Genomic DNA, 18,979 nt, shown 5'->3' with positions numbered 1-18,979 from the left:
TCGTGGTCATGGCTCGATCCCCTGGTCCGGCGCTGTCGGCGGCGTCGCCGTCACCTCGGGCGGCACAACCGGGTCCGGGTCCGCACCGGGTTCTTCGACGACCGCGACATCGATGACGTCGGCCGCCTCGATCGCTGCTCCGATCACGCTGCCGTCCACGATCTCGTCGGCCGGACTGTTGGTGTCGGGTTGCGCGGCGTGGTTGACGACGATGTAGAAGTTCAGCTCGTCGGTCAGGCCGCGAGTCGCCTGCAAAACCGCAGGGGTCATCTCGGTACCCGGACCGATATCGTCTGGCTGTGCGTCGAGGATGTCGGTCGCGCTCACGCCGGTGTCTTCGGTGAGTCGCTCGTCGAAGGCGTCGGCATGCGAGCGGTGTGTCTCGGACAGATCGGCGGAACTGTGGGCGGCAGCGTAGGCCGCGGCCGAACGCATTCCGGCCGCGTGGTCACGGTCCTGGGCGTTGAGGGTCTCGGTGAAACCCGCTGCACGACGCCGGATCTCGATCAGCAGCTGCTTGTACTCGACGTCGAGATCGTGGCGTTGTTCTTCCCAGGCGCCGCGGTTGATCAGATTCTGGCGCTGGAGTTGATGGAGTTCATCCATGTTCGCGCGTTCGGCCGCGCTGTCAGCGGCACGACGGTCCAGGTCGGCATCGCCACGTTCGATGATCCGCTCCTTGATCCGGCGTTCCAGGATGTGCAGTTCTTCGGCGCGTTCGATCTGGCGTGTCTTGAATTGTGTTTCCAGCGTGTGGAGTTCGGACTCGTTGGTGTGACGAGTCTGGTAGCCGGCCACCTTCAGGTCATGGACCTCCCGGTTCTGCTGCAGCCGGGTGTCAGCTTCCTCAGCACGGCGCTCGAACTCGGCGGCCGATCGCGATTCGACGCCGCGGCGTTGCAGCAGGTTCATCGTCATCGCCGCGGTTTGCATGGCTTGCACGAACCCGGTCCGGACCGCCTGCCCGCCCTCATCGACAGGGTCGCCGCCACTCACGTCCTCACCTCCAATGCCGAAATGCGCCATCCCGCTGAGGAATCCGGTCGACTGGCTCGGACGAAGGCTGCGAGCAGGATCGTTTCGGTCTCGTCTCCGGGATGCAGGGTGACGCCGGCTACCCTCGCGAACGTGGTGTGGGTATCGATCAGGTGGTCGTCCTCGCCGAGTCGGACCGAGGCGACGACCGCGATGCCCAGGCTGCGCCACCGTTGCCATTGAGAACCGGTGATCGGGGTCAGGACCGTACCGCTGGTCACCGAGCGGGCCGCGAGTCCGACGTCCAACAGCGGTGCCGCCGCCTTGACAGAAGACCCCTGGTCGGCCTGTTCGCTGGGCCGGTAGGTGAATACCGTCTCCACCGCGGCAACGGCCACCTGCTCCGCCGAGCACGGATCCACATGATCGAACGGCGGATCGAAAAATGTTGCTGTACAGGGCAGATCACCTGATTCACGTTCGGCGAATCGGCTCTGTCCGCACGCCTCGAGCGCAACGAGAAGGATGCATCCACCTGCGGTGACCGCCACCCTGCCAGCGGTCCCGGGCATCATCTGAGCCCCTGGGGATTGTGAATGAGCGTGCCGAGATCACGGGTCCACCAGTTGACCCACCGTTCGGGCGGATGACCCAGCGCGGGATTACCGATCGCGTCGACAGCGAGATCCAGAATCAGACCGCTAGCGATCGCCGCGGCGTCGACAGCACTTCGGTCGAAGCCGGCCCGCGCCACGGTGAGCCGCAGCGTGGCTACGTCCGCACCCCACTCTTCACGCGCCCGCGCTGCGATCGAGATCGCTTGTAGTGCACCGACTTTCGCCGCTTCGACCTCGTTGTCGATGACCAGATCGGCGTGGAATCGAGAATGCCAGATGACCGTTCTGTCCGGCCGGCACACTGTGAAGGTTCGCAGCGTCGCCGCGGTCCAGAGCACAAGATACGGTCCCCGGGCAGCGAGGGCCGCCATTCGCTCTTCGGGGGTCGTGATCTTCCCTCCCCGAACGACCAGGTTGCCGTCTTCCGGGTCGGCGGGCCCAGACCCGAACTGCTCACCTTCGCCGCGGTCGGGTCCGCCGGATCGATGTATGTTGTCTTGTGTCACAGGCTTTTCCCTTCGCTGGTACCCGAGTCGGACGGGAGCGAGTAGCGGCGGACGTCGAGGTGATCGCCGCCCCACAGCGGCGCGATGGTGACGGTCTGCCCGCTCTGTGGTGCGTGCAGGACCAGGTCTTGGCCTTGGTTGTTGCGGCCGTAGTAGATGGCGACGTGGTGAGAGCTGGTCTCGCCCGGCGAGGTGAAGAAGATCAGGTCTCCGGGCTGGCGCTGGTCGAACGGCACGGCTTGCGCGTCGGGGTGATCTTGCTGGCCTTGCGTGAAGTGCGGCAGCCGCAGCCGGCCGCCCGATGCCTGATAGACGGCGTAGAGCGTCAGTCCGGAACAGTCGAATCCGCCGTCGGTCGGCCCGGCTTGGTCGCCACCACCCCACACATACGGTGTGCCGATCCATTTCTCCGCCGCCCGGATGATCGCTGCACCGAATTCGCTGGCCCCAGCGGCCAGTGGCGCACCGGCTCCGTTCGATCCGCATCCTGTCGCTGGTTGCCCGGCCTGAGCTGCCGGCATCGATGCCGGGTCGATGTTCGCGAATTCCGTGTAGAGCCGTCGGGCGAGATCCAGTTGTGCGGCGTAGGCGTTGACGTTGGCCACCTCGACGGCCTGCGCCAGGTCGGCGGGCGAGATCCGGTCGCGGCCGATGATTCGGTCGGTCCGGTCGTAGAACCAGTTGATTTGGTAGATCGGGTTCATCAGCGTCGCGATCCCGACCGATCCCCAGACGCTGACGCGAAGCTGGTGTGGGCCTACTGAGTCGCCGTCGTGTCCGAGCCCGTCGTTGCCGTAATTCAACGATTCCGGTACTGCCGGATTCGCCAGATTGCGCAGCGTCGACTCGGTCGCCTGGGCCGCCAGTTCGGCGAGGATGACCGTGTCCGGCTCGCCGCGTTGTGTGCCGATCGCGACGCCGTTGCGCGCCAATTGCAGCTGTGCTTCGGTCAGTCCGTCGATCGAGGCACCGGTCGCACCCTGCAACCCACTCCCTGACAGCGAGCCAGCACACGTCGACGTGGGTACCGCGCCGATCAGCACCACGAACAACAGGATCAGGAACACAGGAAGCGAAAGAACCACCGCTACTGTTGATTTCGACAGGTTCATAAATCACTGCCCAACCCCCCGGGATTCGGTGGTGAGGTGATCGAAACGCTTGTTGGTGTTGTGGATGTCGGATTGTCGTTCGGTCGGGGTGAAGGTCATCCGGAACGCGATGCCCGGCTCGGCGGCCTCGCCTGTCTTGAGCAGGAAACAGCCAGTGCCCGGCGGTGTTTCGCGCACTGTCGAACCGTCGAGGCCGTCGTCGGTCGGTGGTCGCGGCGCGGCCCAGGAGGTGACCAGCAGCTTCTCGGTCTCGGTGATCGACACCGTGGATCGGATGCGTTCTATTTCGTCCGGGCCGACGGGTCCGATGATCTTGGCGCGTGCGCGTTCGAAGAACCCGAGGGCTTTCAAACTGGCGAGGTCTTTGATGGTGTGGCTGCACATGATCAGCCAGCAGGCCAGGACACGGTTGAGTCTGGTGAGTGCGTCGACCCGGTCGACCATGAATTCACCGACGCCCAGCACCCGCCAGATCTCGTCCATCACGACGCCGAAGGTGCGCGCCGGCGCCAGCCCGGCGTCTGCGAGGGCGTGCGCGGCGGCGACCGCGCCGAATCCTTCGCTCCAGCACGTCATGAGCACGGCGGCAAGGAGTTTGGTGTCGCCTTCCGGGATGCGCGATACGTCCACACACACCGCTGGGCTGTTCAGGTTGATCGGCGTGCTGGTGTGGCGATCGAAGATCTCGCCCCATGGCCCCTCGATCAGGGCACGCAGCGAACGCCTCAGCATCTTGGTACTCGCCCGGTAGGAGGCGTTGTCGTCCTCCTCGGCGAACTGCCGTAGTCGATCGGCTCCGTCGGAGATGACAGCCAGCAAATCCGACAGCAAAGGCGGATGCGCGGCTGTGAATCCTCCTGCAGGGCTATAAAGTTCGCGCAGTCCCGCGGCGATGAGGGTCTCCTCGTAGTCCGCGATCCGGGAGCCGCGGACGAGTTCGACGAGGCCTGCAACGATGGTGATCTGGCCGGCCTCGACGCGGGCGGCGACGCGGCGACGCAAGTCGGTGGCAGGTAGGCGATCGATCACCGACCCGAGTGCGCCGACCGCGAGGGGGTTGATGCTGCTGTATCCGTAGCCGAGTTCGATGATCTGTCCGCCGAGCCTTTCGACGAGGTCGCGGTAGTCGGGCTTTGTGTCGCCCATGCACAGCACGGTCTCCCCCGTTGCGACCGACCCGGTGACGAGTCGGCGGATCAGGGAGCTTTTTCCGAATCCGTTGAGCGCCAGAACGAAGGCGATGGGGGCGGTGATGTAGCCGCGCAGGAACCAGGACATCGGGTCGAAATGCACTGGGGCGCCGGTGATGTAATGCGTGCCGACCGGCGTGCCCACGGTGGGTGCGGCGGCACCGACGGAGAACGGCCACAGCCCAGCGACCTGCACGGTAGTGGACCGCCATTCGGGCATCGCAGGCACCACCGACGCCCGTCCACCACCAAGACCCTCATATCCGCGGTCGGTGAGGGTCGCCAATGGCCGGTGGTAGTCGGTGTCCTGCTCATCACCGACCCGGCGTTGGGCGTTCGCGCGGCGGTGGTCGTCAGACGAGAGCGCCCATCGTGCCGGTAGTCCGCGCAATCCGCGCTGCGCTGCAGCAGCTTCGGCACGCAGCCGGGCCTGCGGTGTCAGGATCCGGATCCCACCTATCGTCATCGTCCTCGGGGCGCGGACTGTCCGGCCTGTTTGGTCGGTGTGTTTGCGTGCGGTCATGCCGACATCCGTTTGGAGATGGAGACGTGTTCGGGAAGGATCAGGCCGATGCCCAGGCTGGCGGCGAAGGTGGCGGCTTGGGCTGCGTAGCAGCGGCGCACTCGCAGTCGAGCCGCTGCCGACATCGCTCGCACCGACGCCTCGATGCCAGGCAGATCTCCGTCGAGTGAATCGGTGATGGTGATCAGGGCACCGAATCTGGTCAGACCGGCACCGCGGGCCTGTTCTTGGCGTGCGGCGCGGGTGTTGTCGACCCGGATCGACGCTGACGCCGAAGCGATCCCGCGTTCGGTCTGCTCGGCGGCCAGCGCGTCCTTGTAGTCGGAGTCGACGAGGTCTGCCGCTTCGGCTGCCGAGTGCAGCCGGTAGATGACCGCGACGCGTTTGCGTGGCACGTCGGGGCGCGGACGCAGAAGTTCCTCGAGACCCGTCTCCAGCACCGCACCCCGCGGTGGTGCGTCCATTTCCCAGGTGATCGACCGTGCACCGTCGTGCACGTAATGGTCCCAGCGGTCGGCGTGGGCGACGGGGCCAACACTGTCCCATGATTGGGTTCGCAGAATCTCGCGCCCGGCGGCCTCGATATCGCGTTGCGAGGCCACGTCGTAGCGTGACCGCACCAGGCCCAGGACTTCCCACCCTTCCAGGGGTGTCGCGGGAAGCCCGGCGCGTGCGAGTTGGGACAGCACTCCTTGTAGGCGTTGCCCGATCTCGCGAGCTTGTTCGGCCGTGTCGCGTCGGATGCGTCCTTTGCCGATGGCGCGGTAGGTGATCGCGATCCTGGCTTCGATGCGGACTCCCAGACCGCCGATATCGGTGGCGGCTTCGCGCATCACCGTTTTCGCGAACTGGGGTGCTTGGGGACGGACGAGCCGAGCGACTTCACGGCGTTGTTTGAGCCGGGTTTCGACGATGTTGTCCAGCACGGAGGTCACCGCCACGACTTCCCCGCCGCGTGACTGCGCAGCCAGGAATTGCCCGTAGTCCTCGACCCACGCGTCGATCTGGGCTTGATCGACGAGCTCTTTGCCGCGCGGCAGGACCCGCAGCACCACGCAGTAGTGATCGGTGCGGCGAATATGAATCAGCGCGAACCGTCGACCACCCGGGGTCTCGTACTCCGACAGCCGCGAGTCCGCCAGCAAGCCAGGTAATTTCGCGATCCCGGGAATCCGAGAGAATCGACCCGCCCGGTACTCCAGCTCGCCGCGCATGCGTGCCCGCGCGAACTGCGCACGCAGAACGACAAATTCCCACCCGGTCCGACCATTGATCGTTATCACCAAGGGAGTGAAAACCGCTACGCTGTACCCGATAGCCGCCCCGGTGAGGGCCAGTGAGCGGGTGAGCATGAAGGTCAGCATGATCACGATCACCAATCCGAGGCCCAGCATGCTCACCCCCCACGTCATCCCGAAGAATCCGGCCGAGCGGGGCTTCTCCCATCGCCCGTACATGCGCGCGGACGTCATCGCCGCACCTCCTGGGGCCCTGGTGCGTCAGCATCCCAGCCGGACTCGGTGGCCTCACGGAACGTGTCGTCGACAGCCGTACCGGCTTGCTGCACGGCCTGTTTCACTCCCTGCGCTGCCATCACTGCCGCTCCGGCGGGACCTGCTGCGGCGGCACCTCCAGCCGCGGTCGAACCACCGGTTTGGCCAGCGGCTGGCGCCTGGTCTCCGGATGCTCCGGTCGAGGCCCCACCATTTGGCGACGCACCCGCTCCATCTCTGCCCCCGGACCCTCCCCCGCCTCCTGGCATCGGCCTACCGCCTCCACCGGCGGGCGGAGATGGGGGCGGTGGTCCGCCACCGGGACCACCACCTGCGGGTCCCCCACCGGCGTCGTTGTCTCCTTCGGAGACTTTGCGGGCGTTCGATCCCCCGCCGCCGAGCGATCCCATCGCCACGCCGAACGCGCCGCCGGCCAGTGCGGCCGCCGCGCCTCCGCCGCCTCCCAAGGTCGCTACCGCGGGCGCGATCAGCCGCATCAGCGCGGGCAGCACGATAGGTACCGACAGCAGCAAGAGCATGCCCAGCAGAACCAGCTGCGTGTCCTGCTGATCGCCGTTGCCGCTGCCCGCGGCGGTGAAGGCGATGGCATAGACCAGTGCCCCTACCGGCTTCCACAGGACAAATGCCAACGCCCAGGACAACATTCGCTTGTAGGCCTGCGAGCCGGGACCAGTTCCAGCGGCCGCGCCGGCCAAGGGGATAGCCGCCACGACGAGGATCAGGACGGCTTGCCGGACGACCAGCATCACCAGCTGTGCGAGCATGCTGATCAAGCCCAGCAGACCGAGCAACAGCAGGACGGCAGAACCCAATCCGGTATCAGTGCGAAGGTCGTGGTCCACCAGCCGCGACACCGCACCATTGAGGTCGTTCCTGGTCGCGTCGAAGATCACCCAATTACTGAAGGCATCGCCTGCCTTGGTCCCCATGGTGATCAGGGCCGAGAACATCATCGAGGCGAACACTGCGCGGGCGAAGATCAAGAAGCTCTCTTGCGCTTCACCGGCCACTGCGCCCCGTTTGGCCATCGCCAGTCGCGCGGCGGCGAAGAAGATGCCTGCGATCATCAACAGCACTTGCAGTCCGCTGGTGTAGTCGCGGATCGAAGTCAGTGCCGGTCCTGGTTCACCGGTGCTCGACGCCAGTTGCGACGAAGGCAGATTGACCCACCAGGTCAGCGCCATTCGGATAAAGAGGGCCAGCGCATCGCCGAAGTTGTTGGCGATGTTGTCGAACACCGAGTTTGCCGCAGACCCTGCGGCCTTCTCTCCAAGGTTCTTCAGCTGGCATACCGCGCCGATAACATTCGGCAGGTTGCACAGGATCTGGCCAGGTGAATCACGCAGCGGCCCGGTCTCGGCGGCGGGTGCCGCGAGGGTGACCCAGTGGTTCATGACGGTGCTCCTTTCCAGTTTCCGAACTCGGTGAGTGAACTGATGGGAACCGCTGACTGCCAAAGGGATTCGACGTCATCAGGCACCCGCACGCGCCAGTCGCCGTCGCTCCACACCATGGGCCAGTTGGCAAATGCCCAGCCGGTGCTGGCTCGGACTGCGATTTGCACCACCGCGAAATCCGAGCGATAGCCCGGCAGAACCCGTATGCCCTCGGGGACGACGAGATAGGTGGCCGCATTCAGTGTTTCGAGGCGACTCTTGCCGATTCGGGCAATAAGGGCGGCCTCGCCGCCGCGGAAGCGGGATCGAATGACGTTTTGCCACACGCCATCTGGTGCAGCGAAGGCGCGAGCGATGGCGTCGCAGGCCGAGAGAGCGGCACCTTGCGGTGTTTCGGCAAACCCTGACGCCACGCCGCTATCGACGGCGGCAGGGCCATCGCTGCCAGAGACCGGCAACGCTGCGCCTCCCCACCCACGCTGCCATTGCAAGCGATTGGGGGCGACCGTGAGATAGTCGCTTTGGCCTGGGTTAGGTCGCGACGTCGGGTCCTGCGCGAGCGGCACGCCGGCCGGATCGGCCGGCACCTCGAGCCGGTTTCCGAAAATGTCGGTTGTCGGCAATCCCGAGACGATTGATGTGGTGACGGCGCTGCCCGCTGACGACGCGGCTACCTCACCTGGAGGCGACGAGGCGTGGCTGGCGTGGCTGCGGTGGTGGGTGGCGGCGAGAACAGTGGCGGTCACGATCACGACGGCGATGCTGATCGGCAGCAGCGGCCCTAGGCGTTGGAGGTTCACGGCAGACGCGTCCTGAATGTCATTGGAGCGGCAGGGCAATGAGATTGGTCGGCAGCTCGGCGACGGTGGTCACGGGCGAGGATTGAGGTTGCGTGGGAAGGAGCAGCTTCCAGTCGCCGATCTGCCAGACGACGGTGGCGGTGTTGCGGGTTATCGAGTGGTCCGACTCGATGGTGTAGATGGCGATCTCGGCGTGATCTGGGGTGTAGTTCACGACGCGGTAGCCAGCGATCTTCGGTGCGTTGACGGCGATGGGGTCCGTAATGGAGATTTGAGATCGGGCTGTAGCCCAGGCGTCACGTCCGAGGCCCGGCGCCAGCATCTGCTGGCCGACTAGAACCCATTGGCTGTCGGTCGCTACCGACATTCGAACTGTCGTCTGGACGGCCGCGAGGGAAGCCCCGATCGGATTGCGATCGAATCCGCTGGCCACTGCGCCTGACGCACTATGCGGCCCCTGATCGGCAACGGGAAGTGAAATCCCCTGGAACAGGGTTGTTTTGAGATTGGTTGGCCGCGATTCCAGATTGACGATCTCAGACGGGGGTTGAACGACACTGGTCGTCGTGGGCTGGCTGCAACCTGCCAGCAGGATGCACCGTCCGAGGAGACCCGCCCAGAGGGTGGCTCTCGAGGTGAGTGTCGATGGTGGATGGTTCATCCGAACTCCCGGTGGTGTGATCAATGGGTCGGGAATAGCGCCGCGGCGATCCCGCTGGCCGAGCCGACCAGGGCTGCGGCGAGGAGTGAGCCGGCCAGTCCTTCGGTCGCTTCGTCGCGATATACGCGGATTCCCAGCAGGCCGGCGAGGAAGATGGTGCGGGCGATGCACACGAGCAGCACCATCCACGCGAGCCACCCCAGCATCGGATAGAGGTACTGAGTGACTTGTGGGGGAAGAGATTTCGCGCTCACCATGGCCCTTCAGCTCCCTGGGTTGCAGGTTCGGTGACGGTTCGGTCGACCTCGTTTCTGTAGGCGATCTCGAGGGCGTGCAGAATCGCCTCCGCAGCGTGGTCCGGCTCTGCATGTGGGAAGGAGTGCCCCGCGTCGGGCACGAGTTCGTAATCAGCCCAGATCTTGTCGGCCAGGCGTACCGATTGGGCCGGTGGAACGATTCGATCGCGCTCCCCCGCGATCACGAACGTTGGGACGCTGCGCAGGACCGCGGCCGCCTCGCTGTCGAGAGCGAAATTGCTGTAGGCGGCCATCACGTCGGCGATCACTCGCGGATCACCGCGGCGCGCGCCGCACATCAGGTGCGCTCTGGATCCGAGGCGTCGGCTCATTCTCCGGAATCGCTGTTCTGCAAGAGCAATCGCTGCCGCCACCATGCTGTCCAAACAGGTGTGCCGGATCCGTTGCATATGCCGCGGCAGGTCACGGTAACGCCGTGGCAGACCGGGGAATTCGGGAAATTCAGCAGCTCCGCCGAAGATCACCAGCGCGGACAGGGCCGCGGCCTGAGCGGGGTGGTGTTGGGCGTAGGCGGCGGCGATGAGTGATCCCGCGGAATGGGTGACTAACACGACTTCGCCGGTGGCGTGGGCGAGGACGGCGTCGAGGTCGTCGACCAGGTGGCGCAGGGTGGTGGCGGTGCGGCGGTCGGGTCGGTCCGAGAGGCCGTGGCCACGCTGGTCGTAGGTGATCTGGGTGATTTCGCCGCCGAGGCGGCTGTGCAGGCTTTCGTTGACCGGTTCCCAGTAGGTGCCGTCGCACAGTAGCCCGTGAACGTAGATGACGGTTGCTGGTGCCGTCGGCGCACCCAACCGGGTGGCAGCAAGTCGTAGGTCGTCGGATGTCGAGATGGTTAGGGTTTGACGATCGATCGCAGTCATAGGGGGTTGGTCCTCATTGATCGGGGTCGAGAAGAAGGCTGACCGGGCGGGAAACCTGTGCGACGCAACCTGGGCGACGGCTCGCTGACGAGATGCGCTGGCCGCCAACTGTCTTCACGAGTTGTCGTCATTTGGCACTGGTGATTTGAGTCATGATCGTTCCGGCGCTGGTGGCGATGATGCCGCCGACCAAGGCGCCGAGGACGATCTTGGGAGCTTCCACCGCACCGCCATGCCAGCGCTCCCACGCGAATTTGCCGCCCGCGTAGATGAGCGCGGCGATTCCGGCCAGCATCACGAACCATGACAGCCAGTTCACGATCTTGATCAGGCCATTGGCACCGGGTGGCTGCTCCGGGGTGATGTTCACCTGCTGCGCGAGTGGGGCGATGGTGTCGGTGAGCAATTGTGAAGTCGTCATCGTCAGGTTCCCGACGGTTCGGGCGAGAGCGGATGTCGGGACGCGGCGATCCGAGCGGTGATTGCGGTGCCTGCTCGGTGCACATCTATCGGTACGGCTGTGGTCAGGTGGGCTCGTCGGGGCGGTGGAGGGTCGGTGGGCGCGAATTGTGCGAGTTCGTCGAGTTCGCAGACGATTAGTTCCTCATGCCACTCGATCGACCAGATCGCACCGTCCACCAGATCCTCGACGATGCGTCGGTAGCGGCGGACCGCAGCGGGGACTCGGCCGGGGCGGGCGGCGGTCACCACCAGACCCAGGACGGTGACCCCTGCTGGGGCGAGTCCCGCGTGCCATTCGCGTAGCCGGTCCGCGGCCGCAGCCAGCCCCGGAATGCAGTCGCGCGCAGCGACGATCACTCGCTGGGTGGTGCGAGCCGACGCGGGCCACGCCACCCCAGAATCGGCGGAATGCGCCCACCAATGCGCCAGTGTGGAGGCGCCGGCGCCGCCATGCGCGCCTAGAACCGCGAACAAGGGCGGATAGGGCCCCGTTGTGGGCAGGGGAGCCAGCCGAACCGAAGCCTGCTGTTCAGGAGCAGGTGTGGTGATCGTTTCCGGATCCAGTCGGCTGGGTTCGGCACGGTCGGTGTCGTGGAGGCGAATAACGTTGGCGTGCATGGTGTTATCCCTGCTTCTGGATGTTGTAGATCAGCGGTCCGGTCCCGGTGCGGCGGAGGTTGATCACCTGTAGGTAGTCGGTGCGAGTCCGGTCGAGGTGGAGCTCCACCAGGTGGACGTCGGCCGTGTTGTCAGTGATCGGTGTGATCCCCACGCAATGCGTGGTTCCGGCGGGGATGGATGCAATGCCAGCTGTCAGTGGTTCGAGCGCGATCCCGGCGTCCGGTGCCAGCAGCCGCATTGCCGCGTCGGCCGAACGCTGGTGGTAGTACGCGAATTCGAAGGCCGCGATGACCCCCGCGACACTGGTTGTGTCACCTGCTCCATCGGTGATCGTCGGCGCGGACAGTCCGGTGCAGGCATCGCTGCGCACCGCGGCCGGGGTGGTGGTCGGCCCGACCGTCTGCGAAACCGCTGCTGACGGCTCCATCGGGGAGTGCAGCGCGAGGACAGCCGTCGCGATCACGATCGCTGCGACAGCGGCACTCAGGACTGGTCCGATCCACCGGCGAGCCGATCTGCCCGGCCTTCCTCGCTCCATCGCGCTGGACGCCCCGCTATTCGAGTCACCATCGAGCCAGCTCCATTCGGCTTCGCGGTCAGATCGTTGAGCCTCTGTGGTGGTGGGCAACGGGATGGGTGGTTTGTCGTCGAGCCAGCCCCACTCGTCGTCAATTCGCTTGGGGGTATCGGTGGAATTGTCGTGGGGCATCGAGGTTCACCTCCTGCGAGTTCGTGGAATGGAACGGGTGGGGCCCTTCGGGGAGACGGCCCGCGAGGGACGGATCTGGTGTCTCTCTGGCGCAGAGACCGCCGTCCGCCCCGAAGGGGTCTAAGGAACCGGCGTACCGGTTCGGGTCGGTGGGGTCGTCGACACGGTCGAAGAGCCGGAGAACGGGGCAGGTCCGGGCGACGGCGGTCCAGGTGAAGGAGTGGTCGCGCTGGTAGTCGGCCTTGGTAGCGAGGTAGCGGGGTTCGTCGCGGCGATATCGCGGGCCAGCGCTGTGAACCACGTGGCGGCAGCTGAGAGCGGAGCGGTGCCAGAAGAATCGGTGGAGGCGCTGGTGTAGGAGTTGTGACGTCCGGCGGTGTCGCTGTATTGGGTGTAGGTCGCCAGGTTGTACAGATCGCTGGTGCTGGTGACGGTGGAGGTGATGGCGGTGAACGCCTGGTTCACCCACCCCAATGCGGTCTGTGGAGGGATCAGCTCCGCGACGGCGCCGACGATCTTGGTACCCAGGGTTGCCAGGGCGGCGACCGGATCGGTCAGCCCTACTGTGGCCAGTTCGCTGATGGTTGTGGTCGTGAATACCTTCTGTGCGATCGACACCACGGTGTTGAGCCCGATCGTGCCGAGCCGGAACAGAACCGACAGTGCGTCGCTGATTCCCGGCATCTGCGTGCTGGGGTCGGATGCTTCGGCCAGCCGCTGCCCCAGAGTTTTCGTCGGCTGGTAGGACAGTTGGTCCAGGCTGGTGCCGGACAGATCTTCGGTGACCACACCGACCGTCGTTTTCCAGATCGTCGCGGCCAGCGCTTGCGCGATCATGGAGATCGCCGAAATGGGATCTTTCGTATCTGACTGTGCTGCAATATTTTTCACGGTCTTCGTCAATGGCGTATCTGTCGAGGAGTCGCACGTGAGATCGCCAGGTGTGCAGAAGTCGGCGACCCTGCCGGCCAGTGCGCCGTAATCGACTGCAGTGCTGCTATCGATGCCCGATCCCCCGCTGCCGGTATCGGTCAGCGCGATCTTGGAAACGGCGGCACCCGAGGTACCGGGTGCGGCAGTGGGCGTGTATTGCCCTGGACGACCGGGCAGCACGGATTGGTCGCCGCGGGTGGGATTAGCGAACAGAGCGATCCCGGCCACCTTGTCGGCGTCCACGGTGCCCGTGCCTGCGCCGACGGTGTGTGCGAAGGCCGAGACTACCGCGGCACCTTGCCCGTATCCGGCGGCGGCCACGCGTGTGGCTGGGCATCGCGCGATGACTTCTGCGGCATCCTTGTCGAGAAGTTGTGTCGCATCAGTCACGGCCTGCGGGTAGGCGATTTCGGTGCCGTCGTCGGCGAAGCCGTATCGGATGTACGAGCGCTGCACGGTGTCGCCGGCCTGGGCCAGTAGCGGAGTGAAGAACTGCCCGAGTGCTCCGGTGTCGGTGGTGGGCGCAGCATCGGCGGGGCCTTCGTCGGTTCCTTGGACGCCGAATACGTACAAGGCCGGGCAGTCGCCGTTCAGTGGCACGTCGGCTTGCGATGTCGTCATCTCACCGCGGGTCCCACACAGCGCCGCCAGCAGGAATGCGACTGCGGTGGCAGCCACACTCCTGCCCGAAGTCGGCAGGTGGGGTGTCTTGTGCAGCATGGCAATTCACCTCGGTTCTTGGTCTATCGGCGGGTTGCTGGATGGCTCTCGGTGTTAGCGAAGATCGGTCGGCGACCGGTCGGCCGGATTGGCGCGTCGACTCGGCGCAGGGCGCCCCAGGAATCCGCTGAGATGTGCGACCACGTCGGACGTGCTGTCGGTGGCTGTGCGGAAGTGGTTGGTGTCGTATTCGCGCCAGGTGACGTCCACACCGCGCCTGCGGTACTCGGTGAACAATCCACCGCCCGATTCGACCGGGACAACCCGATCGTGGGTGCCGTGATAGAGGTGAACCGGCACCGAGGGCGCTGCGGCGTGGGCTCGGCTTTCGCGGGTCAGGACGTAGCGCCAGATGGCGTCGTTCCAGGGATCCGGACGCTGACACCAGCGTTCCAATGGCTGTCGATACTGTTCGAGAAGCTGTGCTGCGCTGAGGTTTTCAGCGTGCCGCACAACATGGAGGCCGTCTTCTGTCAGTACATGGCGCAGCGGGAGATGGTGGTAGGCCCGCGAGAGCCCGATCATCCCGGCCAATGTGAGCGCCAACCACGGACCACGGTGTGCGGACCGGACCAGCGCGCCCGGATCGGTCACCACGGCGCCGGCTGCGATTCCGCGCAGGTCGAGCTCCGGTGCGTACTCCTGGTGCAGTTCTGCTGCCCACACTGCACCACGCCCACCATCGGCATACCCCCACAAGACAATCGGCGCTTGCCCCGGATTCGACTGCGCCACTTCCGGTATCGCCTGGGATGCCCGTGCCAGATCGAGAGTGACCTGACCGGCTGCGCGGGCGGCGAGGAAGGTGTGCGGTCCGAGCCCGGTGATGCCGAGGTTCTCGCCGTCGGGGACAGCCACCGTCCACCCGCGATCCAGAGCTGCCTGAATGTGGTCGAGGGGTTCGTCCCCGGTCAGCAATTGTTGCGACGGCGCGCACTGGCCGCCGAGTCCGTGGAAGCTTGGGTAATACACCACCAGCGGATGCGGAGTCGACGAGGCGGCCGTGCCCGCCGCGATCACGATCCCCGAGACCGGGATCGGCTCACCGCGAGAGTCGCTGGACACGTAGACGATTCGCCACGCGTTTGTCGCATCGGGCAAATGTCGGACAGCAGTCCTCTCGATCCGCACGAGCTCACCCGGGCGTCGATCGCCCGCCACAACCAGCGGTGCATAGAACTCAGTCATGACCGGCTCCCTGCAATGTCACGGGCGAGAGCAATGAACCAGGCGATGCCCGAGGTCATCTGGCCGGTCACGGCGTAACCGTTGTGACGAGAGACAGTGTCGCCGAATCGAATCCACACAGCCGGGTTCACGAGGTCGCTGTTATTAGCTATCAACTGCCCCCAGGCCGCTGATAGCTGAGCTGCCAGCTTCGGCAAGAGGGCAACCGGGTCCACCGTGACAGCCGTCGTGATCTCACCCCAGCGCCCGGCGGCTGCTGCGACATCGTCGGATGATGGGCGGGGAACGCGTGGGTCGGCCGCGTCGATTAGCCGTTGGGACAAACTCTCGGCCGGCAGGTAGTCGACGGCCTCGGGCTGGACACGAAAGTCGTTGAGTACAAATTCTGTCCAGGCGTCTCCAAGGGCTGCCGAGAGCAGAGACTGAATCGACCCGACTGCTGCGATCGGATCGCGAAGGTCGGCCTGGGCGGCGAGTTCGGCACCGGCACGAAGTAAGGCCGCGTTATCCGGTGCCGAGCACGCCAAGTCACCGTCGACGCAGATGTCAGCGACACGGCCTGCCAGCGCGCCATAGGTCGCGTCATCATCGGCAATCCCCCCACCGACAAAGGCGGAACTGGTGACTTGGACTCCAGACACTGCCGCACCGCTGGTGCCAGGGGCAGGGTCCGGAACCGATTGCCCTGGTCGCCCAGGGAACACGGGAGCGCCGGAAGGGCGAGTCGGGTTGGAGTACAGCGCGATTCCAGCGATCCGCTCCGCCGGGACAGGACCATTGCCTGAACCGACCGATCGCGCAAACTCTGCGACAGCCTGCGCGCCTTGTGAATACCCGACCGCTGCCAGCATCGTAGCCGGGCACGTCGCCACGACCTGGACTGCGGCACTATCAAGCCCAGCCAGCGCATCGTTGACCGAAGTCACGTAGGGGTCCACGCCGCCGCCGGGCACCGCACCACCGAAAGCCGCGTCGTACGGAATGTAACTGCGCTGCACCAGCGTTGGAACCGTCGCAATCACCGGCCCGAGTAACGCACCGACCACTCCACTGTCCGCGGTCGGATCCGCGGTTGGCGACGATTGGCCTGTCCCCTGGATGCCGAGCATGTACAGGGCCGGGCAGCCAGGTCCTATCGGGACTGCCTGCACCACCGCGGTTTCCGATCCACCGACCAGCACGGCGCCACACACCAAGGTCATTGCGCCGCCTGCCATGCGCAATGCGCGTTTGCTCATGGCTGCCCCACTCCGACTCCGGCCCCGAATCCCGCTCCGACGCTGCCGCCAGCGATCGCCGCGACCACGGCCACAGGGATGCCCGCCACGGCGGCACCGACTGCGGCACCCGCCGCCGCTCCGATCGCGGTCCCTAAAACACCGGAAGTGACCGTTCCCACGACGGGAACCGGCACGAGGGTTCCGACTGCGGCACCAGCGATTCCGCCGACTGTGCCACCGACCAGGCCACCCACGACCGCGCCGATCGCGGCAACTGGGCCTCCGGCAATGACCGCCCCTGCCGCACCCCCGATGCCCGCACCGGCCAGTGTTGCGCCGCTGACCCGGTCGGAGCGTCCGGCAGGCACTCCGACGGAGTCCAAAGCTGTCGCGACCTGCGCCTCGCCATCAGCGGCTGTCGTGTTGATCCAGTCCCGCACGTCTGTGGGCATCCAGTCGGGCGAGGGGGTCTGCCACTCACCGACACGAATTGTGTTGTCCGGCGGCTGAATAGGCGCTACCGGCGGTACCGGCTCCGGCAGGTGCAGATCCTGCAGATCAACCTGCGGCGCAGGGTCCGAGGACGGCTGAGGCCTCAGCGACGGACCATTGCGCACCTCTGGAGGTTGCTCAGGATATTGCTGGGCACCCCGGTCGGGCTGGGCCTGCTGGTCACTGGATGGTGCGGGTGGGGCGGCCGGGGCCACCGTCCCTGGCTGCGAAGGACTGGTGACACCGGGTTGATCAGAGATTTGTTCGGGCGCGGCGCCGACGGCGTGGCTGGACCCAGTCAGCATTATCGAGACCGGTACGACGCCTGCGATAACGATGCGCCCGCAGCGGACGATGATCGGCCTCGCCGACGTAGACACCGCACGGATGCGCTCCCCACGGGCTCGGCGCATCCTTGACCACCGATCGCACGCGTCGTGATTCTCGGGAATTTGCATTCCGAATAGACCCTTCATCAGGAGAAGAGATGACTTCGCGCCAAATCGCGCATTGCTCGAAATCCCTCATGCCGGGCATCCTGGCTGCAGCTTTGCAGCCAGGACCGCCGTCAGGCAGAGTCGGGAATTACAGGAACGACGCCACGATCGAAACAAGCTGAGTCAAGAGGCTCAGACCATTCGACGCGATCGACGAGCCGAGATTCAGATAGGACAGAATAGACATCGGATCCACGAGGTTCCCTTTCTCAACGGTTGCACTTGCAACCTCATCAAAACCTCGAAAACAGCGTCGCGCCACACCTGAAGATGGTAAGGGATTTACCAAATAACATTCTTACCATCGAGCTCGCGACCAATACGCAGGCAATGTTGATCCAACTGGTAAGGAAATTATTCGTTCGACGCAACGGATGGATCGGACACGGTTAGACGACCCCCAACACTGCTGCCACAATCGCAAACGCCCCGCAATCCAGATGGCGAAATCCTCGTTGCCGGGACCACCCCGCCCTGGTAGGAACGGTCCCGACTCAAGGGGGAGTTGAGCCATTCAAAACGCAGTTCGCCTTGCGATGAACCACGACCGCAGAACGGGGGGAGAGGACATGAGTCCAGCTCCTGGAAGAAATCTCCGCCGGCAACCGCCTACCACACACGACAAGAAGCCAGTCGACATCCAGATGCCCAGCCTGGGCGCCTGGCTACAACGGGTCAGGGAAGACCGCCACCTCACCCGAGAGGAAGCGGCAGAACTCACCCACATCAGCAAGGACTACATCGCCAAGATCGATCGCGGGTACATCCCCGGACGAGACATGATTCATCGATTGATCGCCGGCTACGGCATGAACGCCATGCAGGCTCGCCACACCCTCGAGCTCTGGCAGCCTCCAGCTACGCTCCCCTCAGTAGGTGAGCTCCGCGACCGAGTCAACACGCCAAGCAGGATCAAGACGCTCGACCAGCTGGATAGAACAGGTGTGATCTGCGTTTACACAGATCCGCTATGGAATGTCCTGTCCGCCAACGAATCATTCCGTCGCGCCCTGCCGGGTGTCGATCAGGCGAATAGCAACGTCGCCCAGTGGTTCTTCGGCACCCACAAGAATGCCCGCCCGGCGATGAACGTGACACTCCAATGGGAGCAGGAGGCTCTCTTCCACGTCGCGATGCTCCGCGGCGCCTTCGGCCGCTACCGCACCAACCCCCGTGTCAAAGCTTTCTTCGACTACCTCAAACGCGATCGCGACTTCCGTCGTATATGGAGCAGCAGTATCCGTGTCGACTACGCGCGCCATCCCAACGAACTGGCCCACCTGCGCGACCTCGACACAGGCGATCCGTACTCCATCAGTATCGATATCGCCGAGATCTCAGACACCCGCGATATCCGCGTCTGCTATGCGTACAGGCAAAACGTCACCGACCCGCTTTAGCCCAGTCCGCGATAGCGCCCGATGCACAATAGACATTAATGTGTCGAGCGCCACAAGGGCTACCCCAGGCTCAGGGGCTGCCGGACATTTATGCCGCTAGCAAAAGCTCGCGATAACAAACTTCGCAAGGGCGATTCGCACTCGAGCTTGGGTAACCGTCGCTTGGGTGCGACTTGATCAGCCCGCGGTGGATCCCCACCCCAATCGCAGGCGATACCCAGTGCGCTATCAACCGGCTGAGACAATTGTGTCGGGATTTTGCCGA

Annotated in this window: 18 protein-coding genes; 1 reads left to right on the top strand and 17 read right to left on the bottom strand. The window is 65.0% G+C overall.

The genetic code is table 11. The annotated features are described in order from the left end of the window. Window positions 1-6 precede the first annotated feature (6 nt). From ACFXKA_RS33670 to ACFXKA_RS33590, 17 genes are all read right to left on the bottom strand, one after another. Complete coding sequence (locus tag ACFXKA_RS33670; protein WP_379430375.1) at window positions 7-1,026, bottom strand: hypothetical protein; 1,020 nt, start codon at window positions 1,024-1,026, stop codon at window positions 7-9. Then, window positions 993-1,526, bottom strand: coding sequence for a hypothetical protein (locus ACFXKA_RS33665; RefSeq protein ID WP_379430374.1), 534 nt, complete (start codon window positions 1,524-1,526; stop codon window positions 993-995). The genes ACFXKA_RS33670 and ACFXKA_RS33665 overlap by 34 nt, the downstream gene beginning before the upstream one ends. 20 nt (window positions 1,527-1,546) lie before the next feature. Further along, on the bottom strand, window positions 1,547-1,963 hold the full coding sequence (locus ACFXKA_RS33660) for a hypothetical protein (protein WP_379430373.1): 417 nt from the start codon (window positions 1,961-1,963) through the stop codon (window positions 1,547-1,549). 131 nt (window positions 1,964-2,094) lie between these two features. Then, on the bottom strand, window positions 2,095-3,210 hold the full coding sequence (locus ACFXKA_RS33655; protein ID WP_379430372.1) for a C40 family peptidase: 1,116 nt from the start codon (window positions 3,208-3,210) through the stop codon (window positions 2,095-2,097). 3 nt (window positions 3,211-3,213) lie between these two features. Next, a complete protein-coding gene (locus ACFXKA_RS33650; RefSeq protein ID WP_379430371.1) occupies window positions 3,214-4,866 on the bottom strand; it encodes a hypothetical protein in 1,653 nt (550 codons plus the stop codon). Window positions 4,867-4,919: 53 nt separating this feature from the next. Next, window positions 4,920-6,395, bottom strand: coding sequence for an SCO6880 family protein (locus ACFXKA_RS33645; RefSeq protein WP_379430370.1), 1,476 nt, complete (start codon window positions 6,393-6,395; stop codon window positions 4,920-4,922). Continuing rightward, window positions 6,392-7,831, bottom strand: coding sequence for a hypothetical protein (locus ACFXKA_RS33640; RefSeq protein WP_379430369.1), 1,440 nt, complete (start codon window positions 7,829-7,831; stop codon window positions 6,392-6,394). The genes ACFXKA_RS33645 and ACFXKA_RS33640 overlap by 4 nt, the downstream gene beginning before the upstream one ends. After that, window positions 7,828-8,634, bottom strand: coding sequence for a hypothetical protein (locus tag ACFXKA_RS33635; RefSeq protein WP_379430368.1), 807 nt, complete (start codon window positions 8,632-8,634; stop codon window positions 7,828-7,830). The genes ACFXKA_RS33640 and ACFXKA_RS33635 overlap by 4 nt, the downstream gene beginning before the upstream one ends. A 19-nt stretch (window positions 8,635-8,653) precedes the next feature. Beyond that, window positions 8,654-9,295, bottom strand: a complete 642-nt coding sequence (locus ACFXKA_RS33630) for a hypothetical protein (RefSeq protein ID WP_379430367.1) — start codon at window positions 9,293-9,295, stop codon at window positions 8,654-8,656. 20 nt (window positions 9,296-9,315) lie between these two features. Beyond that, window positions 9,316-9,552 (bottom strand): hypothetical protein, encoded by a 237-nt coding sequence (locus tag ACFXKA_RS33625; RefSeq protein WP_379430366.1) that lies wholly within the window; start codon window positions 9,550-9,552, stop codon window positions 9,316-9,318. Continuing rightward, window positions 9,546-10,472 (bottom strand): alpha/beta fold hydrolase, encoded by a 927-nt coding sequence (locus ACFXKA_RS33620; protein WP_379430365.1) that lies wholly within the window; start codon window positions 10,470-10,472, stop codon window positions 9,546-9,548. Before ACFXKA_RS33620 ends, ACFXKA_RS33625 begins: the two co-directional genes overlap by 7 nt. A 127-nt stretch (window positions 10,473-10,599) precedes the next feature. Beyond that, a complete protein-coding gene (locus tag ACFXKA_RS33615) occupies window positions 10,600-10,893 on the bottom strand; it encodes a hypothetical protein (RefSeq protein WP_379430364.1) in 294 nt (97 codons plus the stop codon). A gap of 2 nt (window positions 10,894-10,895) precedes the next feature. Continuing rightward, a complete protein-coding gene (locus ACFXKA_RS33610; RefSeq protein ID WP_379430363.1) occupies window positions 10,896-11,552 on the bottom strand; it encodes a hypothetical protein in 657 nt (218 codons plus the stop codon). 4 nt (window positions 11,553-11,556) lie between these two features. Then, window positions 11,557-12,018: a hypothetical protein gene (locus tag ACFXKA_RS33605; RefSeq protein ID WP_379430362.1), complete on the bottom strand. Its 462-nt coding sequence runs from the start codon at window positions 12,016-12,018 to the stop codon at window positions 11,557-11,559. A gap of 366 nt (window positions 12,019-12,384) precedes the next feature. Further along, window positions 12,385-13,818, bottom strand: coding sequence for a cutinase family protein (locus ACFXKA_RS33600; protein ID WP_379430401.1), 1,434 nt, complete (start codon window positions 13,816-13,818; stop codon window positions 12,385-12,387). Between the two features lie 153 nt (window positions 13,819-13,971). Next, the gene (locus ACFXKA_RS33595; protein WP_379430361.1) at window positions 13,972-15,105 is read right to left on the bottom strand and encodes a lipase family protein; all 1,134 of its coding nucleotides are present in this window, start codon (window positions 15,103-15,105) and stop codon (window positions 13,972-13,974) included. Further along, entirely contained in the window at window positions 15,102-16,343 is a 1,242-nt protein-coding gene (locus ACFXKA_RS33590) for a cutinase family protein (protein ID WP_379430360.1), read from the bottom strand. Before ACFXKA_RS33590 ends, ACFXKA_RS33595 begins: the two co-directional genes overlap by 4 nt. A gap of 1,540 nt (window positions 16,344-17,883) precedes the next feature. On the opposite strand from ACFXKA_RS33590, the gene ACFXKA_RS33585 reads away from it, so the two are divergent. Then, window positions 17,884-18,714 (top strand): helix-turn-helix domain-containing protein, encoded by an 831-nt coding sequence (locus ACFXKA_RS33585; protein WP_379430359.1) that lies wholly within the window; start codon window positions 17,884-17,886, stop codon window positions 18,712-18,714. Window positions 18,715-18,979: the final 265 nt, after the last annotated feature.

Origin of the sequence: Nocardia sp. NPDC059228, from assembly GCF_042754245.1 — a bacterium.
Lineage (GTDB): Bacteria > Actinomycetota > Actinomycetes > Mycobacteriales > Mycobacteriaceae > Nocardia.
The sequence above is the reverse complement of the archived record's forward strand: the minus strand, read 5'-3'. Positions and strand labels throughout refer to the sequence as shown.

Excerpts from the sequence above, each read along its gene's own strand:
- ACFXKA_RS33670 (WP_379430375.1), bottom strand. The coding sequence starts at position 1,026 with ATGGCGCATTTCGGCATTGGAGGTGAGGACGTGAGTGGCGGCGACCCT.
- ACFXKA_RS33660 (WP_379430373.1), bottom strand. The coding sequence starts at position 1,963 with ATGGCGGCCCTCGCTGCCCGGGGACCGTATCTTGTGCTCTGGACCGCG.
- ACFXKA_RS33655 (WP_379430372.1), bottom strand. The coding sequence starts at position 3,210 with ATGAACCTGTCGAAATCAACAGTAGCGGTGGTTCTTTCGCTTCCTGTG.
- ACFXKA_RS33650 (WP_379430371.1), bottom strand. The coding sequence starts at position 4,866 with ATGACGATAGGTGGGATCCGGATCCTGACACCGCAGGCCCGGCTGCGT.
- ACFXKA_RS33645 (WP_379430370.1), bottom strand. The coding sequence starts at position 6,395 with ATGACGTCCGCGCGCATGTACGGGCGATGGGAGAAGCCCCGCTCGGCC.
- ACFXKA_RS33640 (WP_379430369.1), bottom strand. The coding sequence starts at position 7,831 with ATGAACCACTGGGTCACCCTCGCGGCACCCGCCGCCGAGACCGGGCCG.
- ACFXKA_RS33630 (WP_379430367.1), bottom strand. The coding sequence starts at position 9,295 with ATGAACCATCCACCATCGACACTCACCTCGAGAGCCACCCTCTGGGCG.
- ACFXKA_RS33625 (WP_379430366.1), bottom strand. The coding sequence starts at position 9,552 with ATGGTGAGCGCGAAATCTCTTCCCCCACAAGTCACTCAGTACCTCTAT.
- ACFXKA_RS33620 (WP_379430365.1), bottom strand. The coding sequence starts at position 10,472 with ATGACTGCGATCGATCGTCAAACCCTAACCATCTCGACATCCGACGAC.
- ACFXKA_RS33615 (WP_379430364.1), bottom strand. The coding sequence starts at position 10,893 with ATGACGACTTCACAATTGCTCACCGACACCATCGCCCCACTCGCGCAG.
- ACFXKA_RS33610 (WP_379430363.1), bottom strand. The coding sequence starts at position 11,552 with ATGCACGCCAACGTTATTCGCCTCCACGACACCGACCGTGCCGAACCC.
- ACFXKA_RS33600 (WP_379430401.1), bottom strand. The coding sequence starts at position 13,818 with ATGACGACATCGCAAGCCGACGTGCCACTGAACGGCGACTGCCCGGCC.
- ACFXKA_RS33595 (WP_379430361.1), bottom strand. The coding sequence starts at position 15,105 with ATGACTGAGTTCTATGCACCGCTGGTTGTGGCGGGCGATCGACGCCCG.
- ACFXKA_RS33590 (WP_379430360.1), bottom strand. The coding sequence starts at position 16,343 with ATGAGCAAACGCGCATTGCGCATGGCAGGCGGCGCAATGACCTTGGTG.
- ACFXKA_RS33585 (WP_379430359.1), top strand. The coding sequence starts at position 17,884 with ATGAGTCCAGCTCCTGGAAGAAATCTCCGCCGGCAACCGCCTACCACA.